The organism is Terriglobia bacterium, assembly GCA_035712365.1.
In the GTDB taxonomy this organism is placed as follows: Bacteria; Acidobacteriota; Terriglobia; order UBA7540; family UBA7540; genus SCRD01.
The window spans coordinates 1-20,671 of record DASTAW010000028.1 but is presented as its reverse complement, the minus strand read 5'-3'; the positions used below and the strand labels follow the sequence as shown (position 1 = coordinate 20,671).

18 protein-coding genes are annotated in these 20,671 nt (G+C 58.0%); 13 read left to right on the top strand and 5 right to left on the bottom strand.

Annotation, left to right across the window (positions count from 1 at the left end):
- Positions 1 to 289 precede the first annotated feature (289 nt).
- The 8 genes from VFQ24_07930 (at position 290) to VFQ24_07895 (ending at position 9,319) form a co-directional block, all read left to right on the top strand.
- A complete protein-coding gene (locus VFQ24_07930) occupies positions 290 to 886 on the top strand; it encodes a sigma-70 family RNA polymerase sigma factor (GenBank protein ID HET9178273.1) in 597 nt (198 codons plus the stop codon).
- Between the two features lie 12 nt (positions 887 to 898).
- On the top strand, positions 899 to 1,138 hold the full coding sequence (locus VFQ24_07925) for a zf-HC2 domain-containing protein (protein ID HET9178272.1): 240 nt from the start codon (positions 899 to 901) through the stop codon (positions 1,136 to 1,138).
- 237 nt (positions 1,139 to 1,375) lie between these two features.
- A complete protein-coding gene (gene uvrA, locus VFQ24_07920; GenBank protein HET9178271.1) occupies positions 1,376 to 4,423 on the top strand; it encodes an excinuclease ABC subunit UvrA in 3,048 nt (1,015 codons plus the stop codon).
- Positions 4,424 to 4,551: 128 nt separating this feature from the next.
- Positions 4,552 to 5,058, top strand: coding sequence for a hypothetical protein (locus VFQ24_07915; protein HET9178270.1), 507 nt, complete (start codon positions 4,552 to 4,554; stop codon positions 5,056 to 5,058).
- A gap of 39 nt (positions 5,059 to 5,097) precedes the next feature.
- Positions 5,098 to 5,739 carry a hypothetical protein gene (locus VFQ24_07910; protein ID HET9178269.1) on the top strand — a complete coding sequence of 214 codons (642 nt, stop codon included), beginning with the start codon at positions 5,098 to 5,100 and terminating at the stop codon, positions 5,737 to 5,739.
- Positions 5,739 to 6,497 carry a hypothetical protein gene (locus VFQ24_07905; GenBank protein ID HET9178268.1) on the top strand — a complete coding sequence of 253 codons (759 nt, stop codon included), beginning with the start codon at positions 5,739 to 5,741 and terminating at the stop codon, positions 6,495 to 6,497. The genes VFQ24_07910 and VFQ24_07905 overlap by 1 nt, the downstream gene beginning before the upstream one ends.
- An 88-nt stretch (positions 6,498 to 6,585) precedes the next feature.
- Positions 6,586 to 8,577 (top strand): glycoside hydrolase family 97 protein, encoded by a 1,992-nt coding sequence (locus tag VFQ24_07900; GenBank protein HET9178267.1) that lies wholly within the window; start codon positions 6,586 to 6,588, stop codon positions 8,575 to 8,577.
- Positions 8,578 to 8,911: 334 nt separating this feature from the next.
- Complete coding sequence (locus tag VFQ24_07895; protein HET9178266.1) at positions 8,912 to 9,319, top strand: response regulator; 408 nt, start codon at positions 8,912 to 8,914, stop codon at positions 9,317 to 9,319.
- Positions 9,320 to 9,381: 62 nt separating this feature from the next.
- Here VFQ24_07895 and VFQ24_07890 read toward each other — a convergent pair whose 3' ends face one another.
- Positions 9,382 to 10,575, bottom strand: a complete 1,194-nt coding sequence (locus VFQ24_07890; GenBank protein ID HET9178265.1) for an aldose epimerase family protein — start codon at positions 10,573 to 10,575, stop codon at positions 9,382 to 9,384.
- A gap of 325 nt (positions 10,576 to 10,900) precedes the next feature.
- Here VFQ24_07890 and VFQ24_07885 point away from each other — a divergent pair, with 325 nt between their 5' ends.
- Positions 10,901 to 11,185, top strand: a complete 285-nt coding sequence (locus tag VFQ24_07885; protein ID HET9178264.1) for a hypothetical protein — start codon at positions 10,901 to 10,903, stop codon at positions 11,183 to 11,185.
- Between the two features lie 296 nt (positions 11,186 to 11,481).
- Here the strand turns inward: VFQ24_07885 and VFQ24_07880 are convergent, their stop codons facing one another.
- A complete protein-coding gene (locus VFQ24_07880) occupies positions 11,482 to 12,612 on the bottom strand; it encodes an amidohydrolase family protein (protein HET9178263.1) in 1,131 nt (376 codons plus the stop codon).
- A 701-nt stretch (positions 12,613 to 13,313) separates the two neighbouring features.
- Here VFQ24_07880 and VFQ24_07875 point away from each other — a divergent pair.
- From VFQ24_07875 to VFQ24_07865, 3 genes are all read left to right on the top strand, one after another.
- Complete coding sequence (locus VFQ24_07875; protein HET9178262.1) at positions 13,314 to 15,008, top strand: hypothetical protein; 1,695 nt, start codon at positions 13,314 to 13,316, stop codon at positions 15,006 to 15,008.
- Between the two features lie 183 nt (positions 15,009 to 15,191).
- Positions 15,192 to 15,719, top strand: coding sequence for a sigma-70 family RNA polymerase sigma factor (locus VFQ24_07870; protein HET9178261.1), 528 nt, complete (start codon positions 15,192 to 15,194; stop codon positions 15,717 to 15,719).
- The gene (locus VFQ24_07865) at positions 15,716 to 16,843 is read left to right on the top strand and encodes a hypothetical protein (protein ID HET9178260.1); all 1,128 of its coding nucleotides are present in this window, start codon (positions 15,716 to 15,718) and stop codon (positions 16,841 to 16,843) included. The genes VFQ24_07870 and VFQ24_07865 overlap by 4 nt, the downstream gene beginning before the upstream one ends.
- Positions 16,844 to 16,870: 27 nt before the next feature.
- On the opposite strand, the gene VFQ24_07860 is transcribed toward VFQ24_07865, so the two are convergent.
- Complete coding sequence (locus VFQ24_07860; protein ID HET9178259.1) at positions 16,871 to 18,607, bottom strand: D-aminoacylase; 1,737 nt, start codon at positions 18,605 to 18,607, stop codon at positions 16,871 to 16,873.
- A gap of 348 nt (positions 18,608 to 18,955) precedes the next feature.
- Here VFQ24_07860 and VFQ24_07855 point away from each other — a divergent pair, with 348 nt between their 5' ends.
- The gene (locus VFQ24_07855) at positions 18,956 to 19,384 is read left to right on the top strand and encodes a DUF2007 domain-containing protein (GenBank protein HET9178258.1); all 429 of its coding nucleotides are present in this window, start codon (positions 18,956 to 18,958) and stop codon (positions 19,382 to 19,384) included.
- A 1-nt stretch (position 19,385) separates the two neighbouring features.
- On the opposite strand, the gene VFQ24_07850 is transcribed toward VFQ24_07855, so the two are convergent.
- Positions 19,386 to 19,841, bottom strand: coding sequence for a tetratricopeptide repeat protein (locus VFQ24_07850; GenBank protein HET9178257.1), 456 nt, complete (start codon positions 19,839 to 19,841; stop codon positions 19,386 to 19,388).
- A gap of 353 nt (positions 19,842 to 20,194) precedes the next feature.
- Complete coding sequence (locus VFQ24_07845; protein ID HET9178256.1) at positions 20,195 to 20,476, bottom strand: hypothetical protein; 282 nt, start codon at positions 20,474 to 20,476, stop codon at positions 20,195 to 20,197.
- Positions 20,477 to 20,671: the final 195 nt, after the last annotated feature.

Here is a 20,671-nt window from a genome sequence, read left to right as displayed (position 1 = left end):
ATCGCAAACTGGAGCAGATTCACGCCCTGGCCGACCGACGCCTCAGCCCCAAAGCTCCAAATTCGTCTCAAAGCTCGGTTACATTTTAGATGGCGCGACATGTACAACCCAAAGTTACTTTCTTAAATGGCTTGATAGGTGGGCATGGCGGAGAAGGCCCACTGAGATCGGTTGATTTGTCTTTCCTTGACGGTGCTGCATCTTTTTTGTTCCTAAGGCATCACAAGCTCCAATGAGTCGTGGTAGCCTTGAACTTGGTAACGCTTCCGAAAGGAATCCTGGAATCGTAATGGCAAATTCTCCCCAGACAGGCCTTGCAAAGGATGAAGCCGTCCTGGTGGCTGCGGCAAAGGCTGGCAGTTACGAGGCCTTCGAGGACCTGGTCAACCGGTACGAAAAAAAGATTTACCGCCTTGGCCTGAACCTGACGGGCAACCCCGAGGATGCCGAGGACATGCTCCAGGAAACTTTTCTGAAGGCCTTTGAGCATCTGTCGGATTTTCGCGAGGATTCCCGCTTTTATACCTGGATCGTACGGATTGCTATCAATCAGGGACTGATGAAGCTTCGGAAACGACGTGGCAGCAAGGAAGTACGGATTGAGGACGGAGAAAATGACGACGGTGAAGTTATTCCCAGAGACTTTGCCGATTGGCGCCCGAATCCGGAGCAGGAGTTGCAGCGCACCGAACTCGAAACCATTCTGCAAAACGCTGCGCATTCCCTGCCTATGACTTTCCGGACAGTTTTTTTCCTCCGGGATGTGGAAGGGCTTTCCACCGAGGAGACAGCGGAATTGCTGAACCTGTCTGAAGGCGCAGTCAAGGCCCGCCTGTTCAGGGCGCGCCTTCGCCTTCGCGAGGAGTTGAGCAAGATTCTGAAATGAGGTTAAGCATTCGTGAAATGTAAAGATGCGCTCCAACAGCTTACGGGCTATCTCGATGGCAACGTGGACGATGAACTCAAGCACATGCTGGAAGTCCATCTTAAGTGCTGCCATCACTGCCAGGTGGTCTACGATACGACGAAGAAGACCATCGAGCTTTATTGTGACGGCAAGCTCTTTCCGCTTCCCAACAGGGTCCGTGAGCGGCTCCATGACGCTCTCCGCGCGAAGTGGGAAACCCGCTCCAAATAGCTGGTCGCTGTGATCTCCCGCCGCCTCTCTTCTGGCTGTGGGTCGTCGCTTGACGAATAGTTCCCGCCTCTGTTCGAAAACTTCCCATCGAGTCACCATTTGGTCGGCGTTCGCTTTGCCTCGACGGCCTCGTCAACTTATAATTAGAGGTTTGGACATTGAGGTCCGGCAGCATCTGTGTCCTGCTGGAACTCTTGCCCGCAACGGGAAGGATTTCGCAGTATTCCGAGGAGAAGGATGAAAAAACACGACTCGAAGGACGGTGGCGTTGCTCCTCCCGTGCCCGGTCCTTCCTCCCACGGTGGGGGATGCGTTCCGAACGCTTCGCCGGTCAGCGTGCTGGATGCGCGACCGCCGGGCAGCGCCGAGGAGAATGGGTCGATTATTGTGCGCGGGGCCCGGGTTCATAACCTGAAAGGGGTGGACTGCGAAATTCCTCATAACCATCTGACCGTGGTCACCGGCCTTTCGGGTTCGGGAAAATCGAGCCTGGCGTTTGACACTCTCTACGCGGAGGGTCAGCGCCGCTATGTGGAATCGCTTTCCGCCTACGCGCGGCAATTCCTGGAAAGAATGGAAAAGCCTGACGTAGACGACATCGACGGCATTGCTCCGGCGGTTGCTATTCGGCAGAAGAACCTGACGCGCAACCCGCGCTCAACCGTTGCCACCTCAACGGAAATCTACGATTACCTTCGACTGCTTTTTGCAAGGATTGGGACGACAACGTGCCCGCAGTGCGGCCAGGTGGTCCAGAAGGACCACGTGGATGACATTGCAGACCGGATTTTGCGCCTTGAAGAAGGCCGCAGATTTTACGTTCTGTTCCGGCTGAACGCCGCGTCTGCCACAGCGTCCGCGCCCCGCAGAAAGACTGTCTCGAGCGGGAAGACAGGCTCGCGCGGACGGCCGCGGAAACGGTTAACTCCCACCGATTCCGCAGACCCATCCAGCCCGGAGGGCGCCGGCGCCGATGATCAGCTTAAGCATCATCTGTTCCTTCTGCGCCAGCGCGGGTTCAATCGCCTTTTTCAGGATGGCCGGGTGTTTGAATTTTCTACGCCGGAGTCGCTGCTTGACGTCGACTTCCGCAGGCCCGTTTACGCACTGGTTGATCGGCTGACAGTGCATCCGGACGTTCGCCAGCGACTCATCGACTCAGTGGAAATCTGTTACCGCGAAAGCGGCGAGGCCATCATCCATCTGTTGCCGCGGACAACTGAAGAGGAGCCAGAATGGCTGAGCTTTAATGAGCGGTTCGAGTGCAAGCGGTGCCGCACTGCGTTTCCAGAACCGCAGCCGTCTTTTTTTTCTTTCAACAATCCCGCCGGCGCCTGTCCGCGGTGCCAGGGGTTCGGAAACACGATTGACTTCGATCCGGACCTGGTAGTTCCTGACAAGAACAAAACGCTTGGCGAGGGCGCTATTGAGCCCTGGACCAAGCCTCGCTACCGATCGCTTCAGCAGGAATTTAAGTCGGGCGCGCGCGCGTGGGGCATTCCACTGAACGTGCCCTTTTATCAACTGGCCCCCGAACACCGGCAGTGGATCATGGACGGGGATGAGGAGTTCGAGGGTGTGCGCGGCTTTTTCAAATATCTTGAACGCAAGAAGTACAAACTCCATATCAGGGTGTTTCTCAGCCGCTACCGTGGCTACGCCGAATGTTCTGAGTGCCACGGCGGCCGCCTGCGGCGGGAAGCCCTGAACGTTTCCATCGAGGGGAAAAACATTGTGGAGGTGTGCAGACTTTCCATTCAGGATGCCCGCCACTTCTTTAACCACCTGAACCTCGGCGAGGAGCAGAGCAAGGTTGCTGAAAGGGTGCTTGAAGAAATCCGCTCGCGGATGGATTTCCTGTACAAGGTCGGACTGGAATACCTGACCCTCGACCGGCTGGCCTCCACGCTCTCGGGCGGTGAGTCCCAGCGAATCCAGCTAGCCACGGCTTTGGGATCCAACCTGGTCGGCACGCTTTATGTGCTGGACGAGCCTTCCATCGGTCTTCATTCGAGGGATACGGACCGCCTGATTGGCATCCTGAAAAATCTGCGTGACATCGGAAACACCATCCTGGTGGTGGAGCACGACCCGGAAATGATCCGCCAGGCTGACAAGGTCCTGGACCTCGGCCCCGGAGCGGGCGAGCACGGCGGTCGAATCATCTACGCGGGAGACTACGAGGGGCTGGTTAAGGACTCCCATTCGCTCACCGGATGTTATCTCAGGGGCGAATTGAGCGTGCCGATGCCGGTTGAACGCCGCAAGCCGGGTAAGGCATGGCTGCGCGTGCGCGGGGCAAGGCAGCACAACCTGAAATCGATTGACGTTGATATTCCTGTCGGACTGATGGTCTGCGTCAGCGGAGTCTCTGGTTCCGGCAAGTCAACCCTGGTGCACGACGTTTTATACAACGCGATGATATCACGGCGAGGTGATGCGGCGCCCAAAGCGGAATTGGATTCCATTGAAGGCGACGAGAAGTTTTCAGAAATCATTCTGGTTGACCAGTCGCCGCTGGGCCGCACGCCACGCTCAAACCCCGTGACCTACATCAAGGCATTCGACGGGATTCGCGAAGTGTTTGCCTCCACCGCGGAGGCCAGGAAGCTTCACTTAGGGCCGGGGCATTTTTCCTTCAACATCCCTGGGGGGCGGTGCGAAACCTGCCAGGGCGATGGCGCCGTGACCGTGGAAATGCAGTTCCTTGCAGACGTTGAACTGGTCTGCGAAGAATGCCACGGGAGGCGCTTCAAACCAGCGATTCTTGACGTACGATATAAAGGAAAGAACATCCATGAAGTTCTCCAGATGACGGTGAAGGAGGCGCTCGGTTTTTTTGCCGGCAATCCGTCCGTAGCCCATAAACTCCACGTTCTTGATGAGGTTGGCCTCGGCTATCTGCGCCTTGGACAGTCGGCCACGACGCTGTCGGGAGGTGAAGCGCAGCGGGTGCGGCTGGCGGCGCACATGGCCCACTCTGCCACCTCTCAGCCGCTCTTCATTTTCGATGAGCCCACCACAGGGCTTCATTTTGATGACATCGCGAAGCTTCTGGCGGCATTCCGCCGCCTGATCGATCTTGGCGCAACGGTGCTGATTATCGAACACAATCTGGACGTGCTGAAAGCGGCGGATTGGGTCATCGATCTCGGCCCGGAAGGGGGCGAAGCCGGAGGAACGGTGGTGGCGGCTGGGCCGCCGGAAACTATTGCGGCCTGCCCGCGTTCGCACACAGGTAAATTTCTTGCGAGTTATTTTTCCGGCAGTGCGGCCCACGCCTGATGCCGTACGTGAGCATTTGAGATCGGTTGTCGCCGATCGCGCCAAACAGGACCGGTTGTCCCGTGCGTTGCCGGCCCAGTAGACAAACCCGCTCGGAACCCGTTGCGTGAGACGTTATAATAACGGTGATGGTCTCAAGTCTCCGCACGGTCGTTGCCATGGTCGGCATCCTTGTTCTGGGTCAGCCTGTCATCTACGCCGCATCTGGCCAAAATAAGAGCTCGGAAGAGAGGCTGATCGCCAGGATTGACCGAGAGCAGAATCCGGGCAAAAAAGCCCGGCTTCAGCTTCACCTGGCAAAGATCAAGTCGTCGGAAGCCCGTGAGGCGTATCGCGCCGGGAATTTTGCCGAAGGGAACGTGGCCCTCCACCAATATCTTGATCAGGTCGGGAAGACCTGGGCGACTCTACAGGGCGCTGATGGCGGCGCCAGAAAGCATCTTGGGGCGTATAAGGAGCTTGAGATTTCATTGCGCGAAGAAGACCGACTGCTTGAAGATCTGAGCCATCGCGTGCCCTATCCCGAGGACGAACCGATAGAGGCAATCGCTAAGGAGAACCGGGCGCTTCATAATCAGGTTTTGGAAGCGATTTTCCCGGACAATGGCTCGCGGAAGGAAAGAAGCAAGCGATAGATGTCGCCGGGCGCCGGAAAAGCTTCGGGTTGTAGAGTGATGAACCGGTATTCTGTGCATCTTCTGTTCGGCGTTGCAATGCTTCTGGCGCTGGTCCCGATGCATGCGCTCGCGCAGAACCAGGACTCCCTGACCTCTGCTGAAGTGGACAAACTGCGCGACGCGCAGGACCCCTCGGAACGGATCACGGTTTACGTCTCGTTCCAGCAGGACCGCCTGGGCCGCATGGTGGCCGCCAGCGACTCCAACGGTGAAAGCAAAGACAGCATTGATGACCTGCTGAACCAATACATTTCCATTGATAACGAGCTGAAGGATTGGATCCAGTATCAGTTCGATCACGAAGGTGACATGCGAAAGGGGCTGCGGGTGCTTCTGGACGAGGGACCAAAACAGCTCGAGATGCTGCGGCACATCGAGGGTTCGCCGAACGCTGGGGCCAGAGACTATGCGAACTCCCTTCGTGAAGCCATAGCCGACATGAATGATACGCTGGATGGCGCGACGCAGGCCCTGGCGGCACAGCAGAAGAAATTCCCCGAAATGGCCGAGAGCGCAAAGGCTGAAGGGCATGAGCTGAAAAAGCAACGCAAAGAACAGAAGAAACTGAATAAGAAAGAGCGCGAGATGAGAAACCGGCATCGCAAAAGCGACAACTCCGACGATTCGGGCGAAAATTGATGGTGCATTTCAAAGCCCGGTCTCATTCCGCTGCAGCCCGCCAACTTCTGCTTCCCATCCCTGCGGCCGAACCACCCGAATTCCTATTTGCGCGTGTGTTTCGCCGCCTGGGCTTCAGGCGCTCCGTGCCGAATTTCCACATCGAGTATCGTCCCTTCTCGAGCCTGCGCAGCAATATAGCGCTCGAAGGAAATCGGGCCCGCGTGCGCATCTCAGATATTCTGGCTGAGGCGCCGCCCATCGTGCTCGAAGCGCTTGCGGAGATCCTCCTCGCCCAGCTTTTCAGCCGGCGGCCCTCGGAGGAAGCCCGGGAGTGTTACATGGCGTACGTCTACGATCCTGCCGTGCGCAGCCGCGTTGACGAGACCCGGCGCTCCCGCGGGCGCGTTCGGTTGCTTCCTGCGCGTGGCCGTTGTTATGACCTGGGGGAGATTTTTGCGCGGCTGAACCACCGCTTTTTCAACGATGAACTTTCTCCCTGTCGGATTGGCTGGAGCCCGCGCCCCTCGCGCAGCGTGCTCGGCCGTTACGACCCTGCCCACCACACCATCTCCATTAGCAAGAGTCTGGATTCGGAATCAATTCCCCTTGAAATTGTCGAATATCTGATTTTTCATGAGATGCTGCATATTCGGATTCCGCTGGAGCGGCACGGCTCGCGCCGGATTATCCATCCGCGAGCATTTCGTCAAGCGGAAAAGGGGTTTCCGGATTACCGGCGGGTTCGTGAGCGTCTCAAGAAAATATTCGCGTCATAAGCCTGCGCCGCACTGCAAGATAGCTATCGAGACAGGCTCACGCATTTTTTTGCCAGCGGCGGCCAATCTTAAGGATGGAGGACATTCAATGGGGAAGGGGATTCATGCTGTCATCAAGCTGCTCTGTCCTGGGATCTGTTTGCTGCTGTTTGCATCGAACGGACTCCCCGCATCTCCTCTTGCGGTAACTTCGCCCGACGGGAACCTCTCCGTCACATTCGAAGTCAAGTCAAACCCTCAGCCGTATCTTCCGGGCCAGCGCGCCTACTACCGCGTTTTTTACAAAGGCAACGTGGTCCTGAACGATTCGCCGCTGGGCCTTGACTTCAAAGGCCAATCGGCGCTTGACCGCGGCTTTGAAGTCATCGGGTCCGAACGGGTTTCGCATGACAGCGCGTGGACGAATGCCTTCGGCGGTTTTCGCAGCGTCCGGGACCACTACAATCAGCTCACCGTCTCCTTGCGGGAGCGCGAGGCGCCCGGCCGCCGGCTGGACCTGGTCTTTCGGGCCTACGATTCGGGAATTGCCTTCCGCTATTTCCTGCCTCGTCAGGAACCACTGGAAAACTTCACGCTGTCTTCCGAGGACACAGGCTTTTACTTTCCTGGAAATCCTTCCGCGTTCGCGCTCAATCTTGGTAGCTTTACGACCAGCTACGAAAGCGAGTTCCAGCCAGTGACACTGGACCAGATCAAGCCCACATCCATCATCGGAATTCCGCTGCTGGTCCATCTGGAAAACGGGCCCTGGGCAGCCATCCTGGAAGCGGACCTGGACGATTATGCCGGAATGTACCTCGGCGGCGTGCGGGGCGTTCCAGGCGCGCTGATGACCAAGCTTTCGCCGCTGCCGGACCACTCCGACGAAGCGGTGGTCGCGTCCACGCCCAAGGCCACGCCCTGGGACGTTGTGCTGATCAACTCCCAGCCCGGCGGCCTGATCGAGTCGGACAGCCTTATCCTTAATCTGAATCCGCCTTCCGCGCTGTCGGATACCTCCTGGATCAAACCGGGAAAAGCTGCCTGGGACTGGTGGTCCGGCAGCTACGCCAGCGGAGTGGATTTCACACCTGGCATGAACACGGCCACCATGGAGCACTACATCGACTTCGCCTCGAAATCGCATTTTGCGTATATGCTGATCGATGCCGGATGGTCGCCTGAAGACGATATCACCCGCACCGTGCCGTCCATCGATATGCCTGCGATCCTTGCTCATGCTAAGGAGCGCGGCGTTCGTATTCTGCTCTGGATGCAATGGAAGGCGGTGGATAAGCAGATGGACCAGGCGTTCCCGCTCTTTGAAAAATGGGGAGTCGCGGGAGTGAAAATTGACTACATGGACCGCAACGACCAGGAGATGGTGAATTTCTATCACCGTACCGTCAAGGCGGCCGCTGTACACCATCTGGCGGTCGATTTTCACGGAGCCTATCCGCCGGCGGGGCTGCGGCGAACCTATCCCAATCTCCTCACGCGGGAAGGCGTAATGGGAATGGAATACAATAAATGGAGCAGCCGCGAAACACCGGAACACCTGGTCACCATTCCTTTCACGCGGATGCTTGCCGGGCCCATGGATTACACTCCCGGATGCTTCAACAATGCGACGCGCGAGCAGTTCGAACCGCGGCGCATTCAGCCCATGTGCCAGGGCACGCGGGCAAATCAACTGGCTATGTATGTGGTGTACCTGAGCCCGCTGGAGATGGTTTCCGATTATCCGGAAGATTACCTCGGGCAGCCGGGCTTTGAATTCCTGGAAAAAGCTCCCACAGTTTGGGACGAGACCCGCGTGCTGAATGGCCAGCCTTCTGAATACGTCACCATTGCACGGCGCCACGGCGATGAATGGTTTCTGGGCAGCATGACCAACTGGACGTCCCGTGACCTGTCCGTCTCGCTCAGTTTTCTGGGCCCGGGCAAATGGAACGCACAGATTTTCGCTGACGGTCCGAATGCCAGCCAGAACGCGAAAGATCTCGGCATCCAGACAAAGCAGGTGACGGCAGAGGACACGCTTCCTCTCCATCTTGCCTCCGGGGGTGGGGCAGCCGTGATTTTCTCTCAAGCCAACTGACGCCAGACGGCGAGAACCTTTCCAATCTCACGCACGCACACTCAGCGCTGGATACGTATGACCCGACTCTATGCCTGAGGGGATTTGGGTCTGCGCAATGTGCAAACCCTTTCTCAGGAACGGTCCCTTTTGAAATGCGGGGCTTCACCCGATGGATATTGCGGTCGTTCTGTTCAAAATAGTAACGAACCCCAATAGGCGCGAGGCAGTGGTGACGGGCATCGCGTGGGCACGCTGAGAAGCCGTATACCCGGCCAATGCCTGCATCGGCCTCGGTTCGCCGCAGCAAAGAGTCTGTGAGTGTCTTCTGGCCCCTGTGACGGGGAGGAATTCCGTGGAAGGTAAAGCGTTCGCTCTCGTAGTTCACGACCGCCCTGAGCCCTGCCAGGAGCTTAAACTCGTGCTCCGATGCCTGGGTGTCGATACCTTCAGCGTCAGGACCCAGGCGGAGGCCGTTCTTCTCCTCGAGCAGACCCATCCTCACCTGATCTTTACAGACGTCCAGCTTCCTGACGGTACGTGGACTGACCTCATCAACGTCGCGGATAGCGCCACCGTCCCCACCTGCGTGGTGCTGGTGGGGCCTTCCAACGACCCGGACGTATTTCAATCGGCGCAGAATCACGGCGCATTCGATTTTATTTCTCCACCCTTTGACTGCGAGATCATCTCGCGACTGCTCGATGAGGCATTGGCTCTGGTCCGCAGCCGCCGCGACCACAACTCCCGCGCCGTCGCATAATTCAGCTTCTGGTCCTGTCAGCGCTCACTCAGGCGATGCGGCCCCGAGGCACGCTTTCCCGGCTATTGGCTGGTTGTAGAAAACTTGAAAACGGTAACCTCGTGAAAAGTCTGTCCCGGCTTAAGTTCGGTTGTGGGAAAATCAGGGTGATTGGGCGAATCCGGATAGTGCTGAGTTTCCAGGCAGAAGGCTGACCGGCTGCCGTACGCTTTGCCTCCCTTGCCGTGGATCGATCCGTCCAGGAAATTCCCGCTATAGAACTGTATTCCGGGTTCAGTGGTCCATACCTCCAGTTGGCGGCCCGATTTGGGATCATAGGCGCGCGCCGCAAGCTCCAGTCCGGGACCTTTGCGATCCAGGATGTAGTTGATGTCATACCCTTTGCCGATCTTCAATTGCTGGTTGTCTTCATTGATGCGCGCCCCGATCGGCGTGGGCTTGCGGAAGTCAAATGGAGTGCCCCCTACGTCTATAATCTTTCCGGTTGGAATCTGGGTGGCGTCAGCAGGCGTAATTTTGCTGGAATTAATCATTAATACCTGCTTGAGAATGTCCCCATTTCCCTCGCCGGCCAGATTGAAGTAGGAATGGTTGGTCAGATTGATGATAGTGTCCTTATCCGTGGTCGCGCTGTAGTCGATCTTTAGTGAATTGTCTTTCGCCAGCGTATAAACGACTTTCGCCTGCATGTTGCCCGGGTAGCCTTCTTCGCCGTCTTTGCTCGAGTAAGTCATAGCCAGCGAGGGCCCGTCACCCTGGACTTCTTCAGCGGTCCAGAAGCGTTTGTCAAAACCCTTGATGCCTCCGTGCAGACTGTTGGGGCCGTTGTTGACGGGCAGGTGATAGACTTTGCCGTCCAGTGTAAATTTGGCTCCGCCGATGCGGTTGGCGTAGCGGCCCACCAGGGCGCCGAAATACGTGTTGTATTTCATGTAGTCCGGAAGGTTATCAAAACCGAGCACCACGTCGGCCATCTTGCCATTGCGGTCAGGCGCCTGGACCGAAACAATTCTTGCGCCGTAATTCGTGATGGCCAACTGCATGCCGCTGCTGTTGGTCAGCGTATAGAGGTGAACTTCCTGTCCGTCTGGCATTGTTCCAAACACGCTCCTTTTGATTCCAGCTTCGAGAGGTTTATTCTCAGATGCCGGCTGTTGTCCGGTGGTGCACGCGCCGGTTACGGCCAGTAGAACCGCCAGCAAACCTGCCAGTGCAAAAAGCCCCTTCGCGCTGTTTTCTTTCAAGACGCTGAACATGGATTTTCGATTAGACCTCCGAAGTTGATGCGGACCGCCGGGCATCTTCAACGCCTTGCGGAATTGCGATTCGACCGAACAGCATAACATCTCGGTGAGGCTTTTGATACTAAGTGTCCCCGAAGTTGTCAAAGCTCTTTAGAAGTGTCCCTGAACTTGCCATCGAGATCGATATGGCGCCTGGACCGTCCTACGGAAACGGAAGCAGCTCCCCAGTGAGGCTGCGGCTATTAATTGAGTCCGCGACATCCTCTTGACTTGCATTTCGAGGGCGGGTAGCATTGACGAATCGGGGTAAAATTCCATGTTCAAGGAGGCAGGATTCATGTGGGGTAAGATCACCTTCACCAGCAAAGCCGTTTTGATGGGCATGGCTCTGGCGCTGTGCCTAGGATTTACACAGGTGGGCAGCGCGCTTCCAGGCGCAGCCCAAGAGGCTTCGAACGCCAAGAAAAACGTTTACGTTTGTGCTTGCGGGGGGACGAAATCCTGCCCCTGCATGGCCATGTCAAAGAAGGAAGGCAAGTGCCCGTGCGGGACGGATACGATGAAGGAAGTCCCTGCCAACGGCTCATGGGCAAAAACCAACCGCAAGGCACTTTCGCAGTAGTTTGCACTGACCGGCTTGAAAGCTCAGGGCGCGGCCTGACCTGTTTCGCAGCTCTCGGAAGGCACTCGAGAACGGCGCGAAGCTGACCAGGCTGCGCCCCGGAGTTCACGCCAGACTGAATGTCAACACTCGCACCGTTCCGGAAGGTCGCCCCTTTTCAGCCGCCTTCCGGGACGCCGACCATTCGCTCCTCGCGTTTCTTCCCCGAAATACCACGACATCACCCTGAATGAGCAGGGGACCTGCTGCGCACCTTTCTGCATGGAAACAGGGCCTCTGTTGCACGCGTGGCCGGCCTATTGGATGAGGCCAGGGAACAATCGTACGGCGTTGTCGTGATAAATTTTGCGAAGAACGGTGTCGGGCAATTTCAGTCCCTGGGTCTTCACACCGCGATATTCAAAGTTTTCGTCCGTCGCAAAATATTTCCAACTCATCGCGTACTGATACTTCCAGTGTTTGAGGATCCCGTCCACGCCGTTGGCCCGTCGAATGCCGCCGTCCGTGCCGTAGCAGATCCTGTCCTGGTACTTGATCATAAAGTTGCGAGCTTTTTCACGTGGTTGCTTCATCAGGTAAATGATGCGCGCAGCCGTGTCAACGTTGAAGTTTGGGTAGCGGTCAAATCGCTCGGCAATTTCATCCAGGTTCGTTTCCATGCTGCCCAGGTGAGCGCCCACCATGCGCAGGTGCGGATTCATCTCCAGAATATGGTCCCGGGCCTTCAGGATTTCCACCTTCGACGGCGCGCCCGGCTTGCCGTACATATGCCAGTAAGGATTCTGCTTGTAGTAGTTGTAGTCCGGGTTGTGCGGTCCCATCTGCTCGAACGACATCCAGCAACTGTCGGGCTCGGCAAGGTGCGCAATCATCGTTTTGTTGTGCGCGGCGATGTCTTTGTAGATGGGCTCGTAAGCCGGGTTGTCCGGCATCACGTACTTGCCGGAGGGAAACTTCACGTCCATTCCCATGTTCTTCCAGATTTTCACCGCAATCGCTCCGGCGGCGAAGTCTCCGTTCAGTTGCTTGATGGTGTCCTGATCAAATGTCTTTTCGCGGAACAGGTAAGGATTGAACGTGGTGCAGACGGCTGCGCGTCCCTGCGAGCCACGATGGACCATCATGGCTGTTTTGAATTCGGCCTCGGCCGACCGGCTGGGCGGCAGGTCCTCCCGGCTGTATACACAGATGTCCACAATGTGCATGTTAAGGTCCTTCAGCATCTGGTAATAGGTGGCCGAATCCACAAAAACGTGCGCGTGCGTATCAATGGGTCCCACCTTCGCCAGGGCTGCCAGGTCCGCCGCTTCCTGCGGATCGGCCTGCTCGGGGCGCTGTGCCGCTATTGCGTGTATTGATAAAACCACTCCGGCCATAATGCCGGCTGAAATCATAAAGCCCAATGCGATCCTCCGGATCCGTTTCAACTCAGTCCTCCATTCAGCACTGCGTGGCAGTGCCCTTGGTGTTTTGATGGGTTGCTTGCCCATGCTTCCTGCTTGAGCGTCCGACAATCATACACCAGCGCCGACGGGTTTTCGTTTTCAAAACAAATTTTCCAGATGCTCAATATCAAGGGGCCCGCCAGAAGTTCAAGAGCAACCTTCACGGGTAGCTGGCGGGCGTGTTTTCCGACCTAAGGCGATCAAAGTACTCGATAGTCAATAGCTTGCAGCGGCATCAGGTCTTTACCTGATTGACCGGCGAGCAATGTTTGAGTGATTCTAATGACGATGCCCGATCGGTTAACCATCTCTATCTTCTTGAAGGCATAACCGTTCGGCATGCGTTTTGAACGTCGCTTCCGTTTTCACGCCGGGGCAGGTCGGTAACCTCGGTCAGCGACGTGAGACTGTCGGGGTTTTGCAGGGTCACATTCACTCGCCGTTCACTTGGGCGGCGGAAAGGCAAACCCGATTGTTCTTGGTTAGAGCGGCCCAGGATTGTCCTTTCCCACTAAGCGCCAGAGTGGACTGGCAGTTCTGGTCAGGCCGATGCACGAAGGCCAAATTCCCGAAAAGGAGGAGCCGCTCGGTCTCCATGGCGCGATGTCACCAAACCCGCAGTAACAGGCAAGCGGACCCACCGCACACATGGCCAGTGGCGAAACAAAGAAATGAAGGGATCATTGTCCTTAGCTGACGAACTGCGCGCAATCCGCGGCGGCGTGAAATTCCCCGACAAGCGTCTGGACCAACCCGGAGAACCCGATCGTCCCTGGAAATCAGATCTTGAGCGCGTCGAGCAGACTCTCCTGGCGGCGTTGCAAACCATTTCGCAGTTTTCCGGCGTCGAACTGCCGGAAGCAGCGGCCAAAAACGAAGGCGGCGCCGTGTCGCGTCTTGATTGTACGACGTTGAAGGACAGAATCCGCAACGACCTCGAGGCCTATTCCGCAACGGCGGTTTCCCAGATGTCCAAGCAGGCCGAACTGCAGGCGCGCGCCGCGCTTGAGGTTATCCATTATGAGATGCAAGGCCGGATTGAACAGGCCATCGGCGAATACCGCGACAAGCTGCACGAACAGATCGAACCTCGGGACTTTGAGGTCAACGTAGCCCGGCAGAGCCAGGAACGTGTGGCAGACCTGGTCCGGGCGCAGACTGATGAATTTGCCCGCTGGGTGTGGCTGACCTGCAAAGGGACAGGGACTCCCATCCCCTTGCAGATCGAGAAGCTGCTGGAACCCTACGTCGAGGAAGCTACCGCCCTGGTGACAGGCAGTATCCACCAAAAAATCCAGGACCTGCTGACCGACCAGGAGAAGGCCGTCGAGGAGCGGTTCAAGGGGACGGCAGACGCCGTCCAGAACCAGATCACCACGCTCGAACAGACCGCGCACGAGGTGTGCGAGCGCAACGCGGATGCTGTGGCCAGGACCTCGACCGATCGGCTAAACACGGCGGCCGACGAGGCGGCGAAAAAATTTGAGGGCCGGCTGCAGCAGCATATTGAAGGCGCGCTCGGTGGTGTCCAGCCGCGTCTGGACGAAGCGACTGCTGCCCTTCTCGAAAAACTGCACGAGGACCAGGACAGGATGGCGCAGGCCTTCATCCGCCGCGTGGAGGCGCTGACCTCGGAGGCGAAAGCGACGATGGGGCCCGAAATCTCGGCGCTGGCGGAGCAGTCCGTGGGCAAGGCCGTGGATTCCTCGCTGCATGAGCTCCAACAGTCGACCGACGGGGCCATTCAGCGGATCGAAGAGGCAGGGCGCTCGGTGCAGGGTTCCGTCGAGCAGGGTGTGGCGCGCGTGACGGAGATGCTGGGCGGGGCACAGGACCTCAACGGCTTCAGAGAGAAAGTCGTGTCCGACTCCAGGGAGCAGATCTCCTCGCTGGTTCAGGAAGCCGTGGGAATGATGGAACCGCGCATCCTCCAGCACGCCGAGCAGAAGCTTGAGGCTGCCGGCGCGCTGATTGGCAAGTCGCAGGAAGAGGCCGCCGGACAGTTTGAATCGCTCCTGCACGAAATGTCTGAGGCACAGTACCGCGACCTGCTGGAACGCATCCAGAAGGGTGCGGGCGAAGCGGGCGCCCAGGCGGCAGCAGAGGTCCGCAACGCCTCTGATACCCTGGTGCACCAGCTTTCAGATAAGGTGGATAGCGCGGCCGTGCTGATGCAAAAGCAGCAGGAGGAGTCAAAGTCCGGCTTCGAATCGTCAATGAACGATTCGCTCGAAGCCTTCCGGAAGCACCTTGAGGAGATTACACGGGCTGGCCTGGAAGAGCAACGAAAGACGATTACAAACAGCCTGGATGATCTCCAGAAGCGCTTGAGGCTGGCGGCAGAGATGCTGGTCTCCGACGATCCTGTTTCCGAATAAAACCGTTTTGCCGGGGCGGGCCTCGTGCCCGTCCCGGCCAGCTCCAACTTCACTTACGTTCTGAAACTCCACGGAAGAACTCGCTGCGCCTGAAAGAGTACGGCCCCGGCGCGCATTGCTGAATCTTGACATCTCACGCCGAACTTTTCCTACATCCAGAACGAATACCATAATAGAGCAGCCATGAGCCCCACGCGGGACGACCCGATACCGTGGAATTGGTTACACGCAGGCAATCGCGAAGCGTTTGAGCACTTTTATCAGGAACACGCTAAGGCCCTGCAAAAATTTCTTCGCCGCGCGCTTGGAGATCCGAGAGCAGCGGAAGACATCACGCAGGAGGCCTTCCTGCAATTATGGCAACATCCCAATGGCTTTGACCCTGCGCGCGGTTCGCCACGTGCTTACCTCTTCGGAATTGCGCCCAAGCGTGCCGCGGACTGGTGGCGGAAACGGCCCTCGGGGACCATCCGACAGCCAGTTCGCCCGGACCGGCAGGATAGCCTTGCCTTGCTTCTGGAAGATGCTCTCGAAAAGGTTGACGCCGAAAAACGTACCTTGCTCTGGCTGCGTGAGGTTGAAGGTTACTCCTACCAGGAGCTTTCGGAGATGCTTGCCATTCCGGTGGGAACTGTAAGGTCGAGGCTCTTCGCGGCTCGGGAACAATTGCGCCGGGTCTGGAATAGTGAGGGCGAGCCGGAGGATTTATGAACTGCCAGGATGCGCGACTTTTTGTTTCAGCGCTGTACGACGGCGAAGTTGTGCCTCAAGATGCAGCCGGGCATATCGTCAGTTGTATCGCCTGCCGCGATCTCTTGCGCGATTACGCGCAGATGGGCGCAGAGTTGCGCCTGGTTGCGAGCACCGAACCTGAAACAAGTCCCAGGCCCTTGGGGATTCCATCTTCCAAAGGTCTCCACTTGACTCGCGGATTAACCGTTCGCGTTCTCGTTCCTCGCTTCGCCATCGGATTGGCACTTGTTGCCATCGTGGGACTCTCGGTTGGTTTGGCCCTGGTGCATGGGCAGGGTTCCGGCCCCTGGTTCCAGTATGAGGTCGCCGATCTACAGTCGCAGGGATCGGGTGGCAATGTGCTGCAAGCAGGCGAGTACGGCACCGGAGAGTCTTTTTCATCAGCCGATCCCAGGATAACCTTATATGAGGTCAAGGTCCTGGATGTTCGGAGCGACTCCGCGCAGGTTGAGGTTCGCGCGCGCAGATTTCTCACCGAGCCTGACGGCCACGCGGACAAATTCATCGTCGAGCCAGACGGCCATCGCGCCACCATCAAATCCCGTGAGGACATAGATCGAATTCTTGCCAGCGCGACGCCTCAACGGTTTAATTACAAGCCGGGGCAAAAACTCCAAATCCCCGTTGAGGGAGGCGGCACGCTCGTCCTGACCGGAAAGGTGTACCGCCTTCGTCCAAGTTCCTGGGGGCTTGAATACCCTGTAAATCCCGAGCCCAACGAGATCGTCCTCGCCAATCCCGCCATGGTGCGCGGCCAGGAATTTCTGGGCAACATCGCAGGGAGTGCGAGTGCCTCAGGCGGGAATTCTGCCATTGGGGCCTGCGTGCCGCCAGTGGGCTCTTTCGTTTTTGCCTTGAAGCCTTTTCCTGGCGCGATTCAGGGAGTCGCCGAATTCGGCAGGGCGCATTTCACGATGGATGGCCAGGACTATACCTTGTTTTCAGCTACTCCCATCACAGGAGGCCAGCAGCCGCGCGACATCTGGGTTTATCGGGCTGCCAACTGCACTTCAGTGGCACGTCCAATGATACTTGGCTCCGGCAGCAGCCCTTATGACGTCCTGCCGAACCTGAGGAAGTAACGGCGGGCCGCGTGCCCGCCCTCCATTTCACCTCTGCTTCTCGATCTTTCCGCGCCCATAGAGCACCTGTCCCGGTTTGGCGCCGGTGTGCTGGCCCTTATCGATCACCACGACGCCGTTGACAATCACGTATGGAATGCCCACAGGGTACTGGAATGGGTCCTCGAAGGTGGCCTTGTCGCTGACCGTCTGTGGATCAAAGATCGTGATATCGGCCGCCATTCCGGGCGCCACAAGGCCGCGGTCTTTCAGTCCCACAATGTGCGCGGGCAGGGAAGTCATTTTGCGGACGGCGTCGGCCAGCGTCAGCACGTGTTTCTCGCGCACGTAGACTCCCAGCACGCGCGGGAAGGTCCCGTAGCAGCGCGGGTGGGGCTTGCCGACAAAAGTCATGCCCGGGTTCACCGCCAGGCCATCGGATCCGACGCCCACCCACGGCTGTTTCATTGCCAGCTCAACGTCCGCTTCGCTCATGATGAAGTAAATGGCATAGGCTGTGCCGCCTTCGTTCACCAGCAGATTGCAAAGCGCATTGACGGGATCCGTGTTCATCATGCCCGCCACCTCGTCCATGCGTTTGCCTTCATACTTTTTGTCTTCCGGTTTCATTACGGCAGACACCATCACGCCATGCCAGCCGCCCGTGCTTTCCACCTCGTTATTGGTCCATCCCGGCAGACCGCGCGCAATGTCGCGCCGGATTTCCTCGCGCACTTTCGGGTCTTTCAGCAATTCCACGCGGTGCTCCAGCGGTCCCTCCAGAAATTTGGGTGGCAGGCATTGCTCCAGATGCGTCCAGCCGGCGAGGTAGGGATACTGGTCGGCGGTGACGTCGATGCCGCGGTCGCGCGCCGCCTGGATAATCTTGATCTGGTCGATCATGCGGCCCCAGTTCTTTTTGCCGTCCATCTTAAAGTGAAAAATGTGTACGGGAAGGCGGGCCTGCTCTCCGATCTCGATGGCCTCTGCAAGCGCCCTGGGCTCGCTCGCGCCTTCGCCGCGGATGTGGCTGCTGTAGATTCCGCCGTAGCGCGCGGCCACTTTGGCCAGTTGGATGAGGTCATCGGTCGTCTCAAACATGTTGGGAGCATAAATCAGTCCCGATGAGAGCCCGATCGCACCCTGCTGCATGGCCCGGGCCACCAGCGCTTGCATCTTCTTCATTTCTTCTGGCGTCGGCCGGCGGTTCACGTTCCCGATCACGTCCATCCACACCTGGCCGGCGCCCACGTAGGAAGCGACGTTCAGCGAGATGCAGCTTTTCTGGAGCACGTCGAAATACTGCGCAAGGCTCGCCCAGTTTCTCTTGAAGCCGGCGGGGCGGGAGCTCTTGCTGATGTCCGGCTGATCGCGACTCGTGAAGGGCCCGGCAGAAGCGTCCTCGCCGATGATCTCCGTCGTCACGCCCTGCCGAATTTTGCTCTGCCCGTCCCCGTCCACCAGCAGCGTGTACTCGCTGTGCGTGTGGAGATCGATAAAGCCCGGAGCCACCACAAGCCCCGCTGCGTTGATCACTCGCTTTGCCGTTGCGTTCACCAGCCGGCCCACGGCAGCGATTCTGCCGCCTTTCACGGCCACATCGCCCTCGTACCACGGGCTTCCGGTGCCGTCAACGACGTGCCCCCCGGTGATCAGCAAGTCGTATTCCGGCTCGTGCTTCTGTGTGACGGGCTGCTGCGCGGTGCAGGCGAGCATCAGCCCGCACGCCGCAATGACGCCAATGAACGTGGCGCGCATTTTACCGGCAGGTATTGAGCTTCGCATTGAAATGAACCTCCGAAAATTTCCAGACGATTTCAAGCTGCGGCCCGTGATGGCGGGACGCGCGAGGCATTATAGCTCAGAGATGATTGCCGGGTAAGGCGATGCAACTTGCCGCCAATGGCGGGCGCGTTTGCGTCCGTGCGGCAGCTTTCAGTGCCACCGCGCCAGGCGGGCGCGGTATACTATGAAGGTGCGCGTTACTCAGTCTGGTTCTTACTTTTGTGGCACGGCCATCCCGTTCGCTCCGCTCAGGGCGGGCCTGGCAGTGTCTCTTGGCCGTAGCACCGGCGAGGACGCCCGCGCCACAGGTCAAGCTGAGTCACCATCCAACTGCTTGGAAAGCGGCCCATGCCCTACTGTCCCAACTGCCTGACCGAATATGTGGGAGGCACCCGCGAGTGTGAAGATTGCGGAATCCCGCTGCTGCCCGGGTCTCCGCCCGAAGTGGAAGATGACGTGGAAACGGATAAAGCCGCGGGCAGGGAACTCGGAGGCTGGTTTCGCGCGCTGGTGGGCGCCGGCCCGGCTGATGAGGACCCCCAAGTCAAGATTCTCAGAGTAAGGACGTTCTCCGGCGCCACCGCATCGCTCGACGCCAGCCTGGCCCGCAATCTCCTGCGAGCGCGCGGAGTTCGTTCGATGCTTGACGGCGAGGTCTCGGCGGAGGTGTTGCCGGTGCTGGAAGTCTCGCTGCTGGTTCGCGAAGAGGACTCCGAGCGCGCGGCGGAGATTCTGCGGAACTACTTTGACAAGCCCGGGCCCATCCTGGCGGAGTAGCTCACCTTTCTGGCCTGGCTGACGTTGACGGCGCGGAGTGGCCGCTCTTGCGCTGCCGGTTCAACTCGCCCTCCAAGTGACGAACGGCCTTTTGTGCGTCGGCGGCCTCATCGGCCTGCTTCCTGGATGGCAGCGCGTCTAGGTATTTCTGGTAGGAGGCCAGCGCTTCGCGCTTCCTGCCCATCTTTTCATACGTCTTCCCCATGCCAAGATATGCCAGAGCGTAGTCGGGATCGTCCCGGGCGGCTTCTTCATAGCGGCTGAGCGCCCCGCTGTATTTCTTGCGACGAAAATAAAAATCGCCGATCTCAACCGATTGTCTGGCCGAAGGCGGAACGTAACGGAAGGCGGGTCCGAGTTCCTCAGGCTCCGGCGCCGCGTGCTGGCCCGCCGACGGCATCGGCAGGCCGGCGAGCGCAATCAGACAAACCAACAGCGCAATAAGTCCACAACGCATATTCAAATTCTCCACCCTGGTTTCGTGAGAGTCAAACGCTATCCCCGGCAACTGCCGTGGCTGGTACATCTATGAAAGGGGCGGGGTCAAGGGAAAAATCCTGGTGCTTTGTCGCCACGATCATGGCGGTTCCGATCCCCGAAGACTGACCCGGGTTGGCATCTTGCGGCCGGTTCAGCGAGTCTCTGGCGTTCTGCGAGACATTCCCAAACCAAGCCGTTGAGCAGTGGTCGTTTGATAGCGACTCATGCGCAGCTTTTTGCCGTTTGCCAATACAACCAGGTGGGCGGGTGGCGCAGATACTCGCTTTGTAGTATCTGCGATCCCGCGCAGCGGGACGTTTGTGACTGCGCTCATGGCAACCTGTCCATTGGGATCATCGAGCTGTCCTCCAAGAAATAATACCGCCAGCTTGACCACGGCCAGTCTCCGGGCTGGCCCACCAGTTTCCGCACCATTGGATTGTTGTGCATGTACCCGCCGCTGGCGCAGATGCTCGCCTTGTAGTATCTGCGATCTCGCGAGATGAATTCACGCTTGAAGAGCTCGGAATTGAAAACCGGCGTGCGGCTATAGCTGCTGGTGGTCAGAAAATGAAGATGCTTCTCGCCGTAATATCTCGGTGGGTGTGACATCTGGCCATTCTAACCCCACTCAGCTTCGCTGATCGCAGACATTAAAAATCAATATCTGATGTCATGAAGGGGGCGGCTCGAATCGAGTAGGATTTGGTTGTCGACTAAATCTTACGATCGAAAGGAGAGCCCCCGATGGAGAAGTTATATCTTGGCGTGGATTTACACAAGAGGAGTTGCTGGGTGACCGTCCTC

Excerpts from the sequence above, each read along its gene's own strand:
- VFQ24_07885 (HET9178264.1), top strand. The coding sequence starts at position 10,901 with ATGTGGGGTAAGATCACCTTCACCAGCAAAGCCGTTTTGATGGGCATG.
- VFQ24_07890 (HET9178265.1), bottom strand. The coding sequence starts at position 10,575 with ATGTTCAGCGTCTTGAAAGAAAACAGCGCGAAGGGGCTTTTTGCACTG.
- VFQ24_07930 (HET9178273.1), top strand. The coding sequence starts at position 290 with ATGGCAAATTCTCCCCAGACAGGCCTTGCAAAGGATGAAGCCGTCCTG.
- VFQ24_07855 (HET9178258.1), top strand. The coding sequence starts at position 18,956 with ATGCCCTACTGTCCCAACTGCCTGACCGAATATGTGGGAGGCACCCGC.
- VFQ24_07865 (HET9178260.1), top strand. The coding sequence starts at position 15,716 with ATGAACTGCCAGGATGCGCGACTTTTTGTTTCAGCGCTGTACGACGGC.
- VFQ24_07905 (HET9178268.1), top strand. The coding sequence starts at position 5,739 with ATGGTGCATTTCAAAGCCCGGTCTCATTCCGCTGCAGCCCGCCAACTT.
- uvrA (HET9178271.1), top strand. The coding sequence starts at position 1,376 with ATGAAAAAACACGACTCGAAGGACGGTGGCGTTGCTCCTCCCGTGCCC.
- VFQ24_07900 (HET9178267.1), top strand. The coding sequence starts at position 6,586 with ATGGGGAAGGGGATTCATGCTGTCATCAAGCTGCTCTGTCCTGGGATC.
- VFQ24_07845 (HET9178256.1), bottom strand. The coding sequence starts at position 20,476 with ATGTCACACCCACCGAGATATTACGGCGAGAAGCATCTTCATTTTCTG.
- VFQ24_07915 (HET9178270.1), top strand. The coding sequence starts at position 4,552 with ATGGTCTCAAGTCTCCGCACGGTCGTTGCCATGGTCGGCATCCTTGTT.
- VFQ24_07910 (HET9178269.1), top strand. The coding sequence starts at position 5,098 with ATGAACCGGTATTCTGTGCATCTTCTGTTCGGCGTTGCAATGCTTCTG.
- VFQ24_07850 (HET9178257.1), bottom strand. The coding sequence starts at position 19,841 with ATGCGTTGTGGACTTATTGCGCTGTTGGTTTGTCTGATTGCGCTCGCC.
- VFQ24_07870 (HET9178261.1), top strand. The coding sequence starts at position 15,192 with ATGAGCCCCACGCGGGACGACCCGATACCGTGGAATTGGTTACACGCA.
- VFQ24_07860 (HET9178259.1), bottom strand. The coding sequence starts at position 18,607 with ATGCGAAGCTCAATACCTGCCGGTAAAATGCGCGCCACGTTCATTGGC.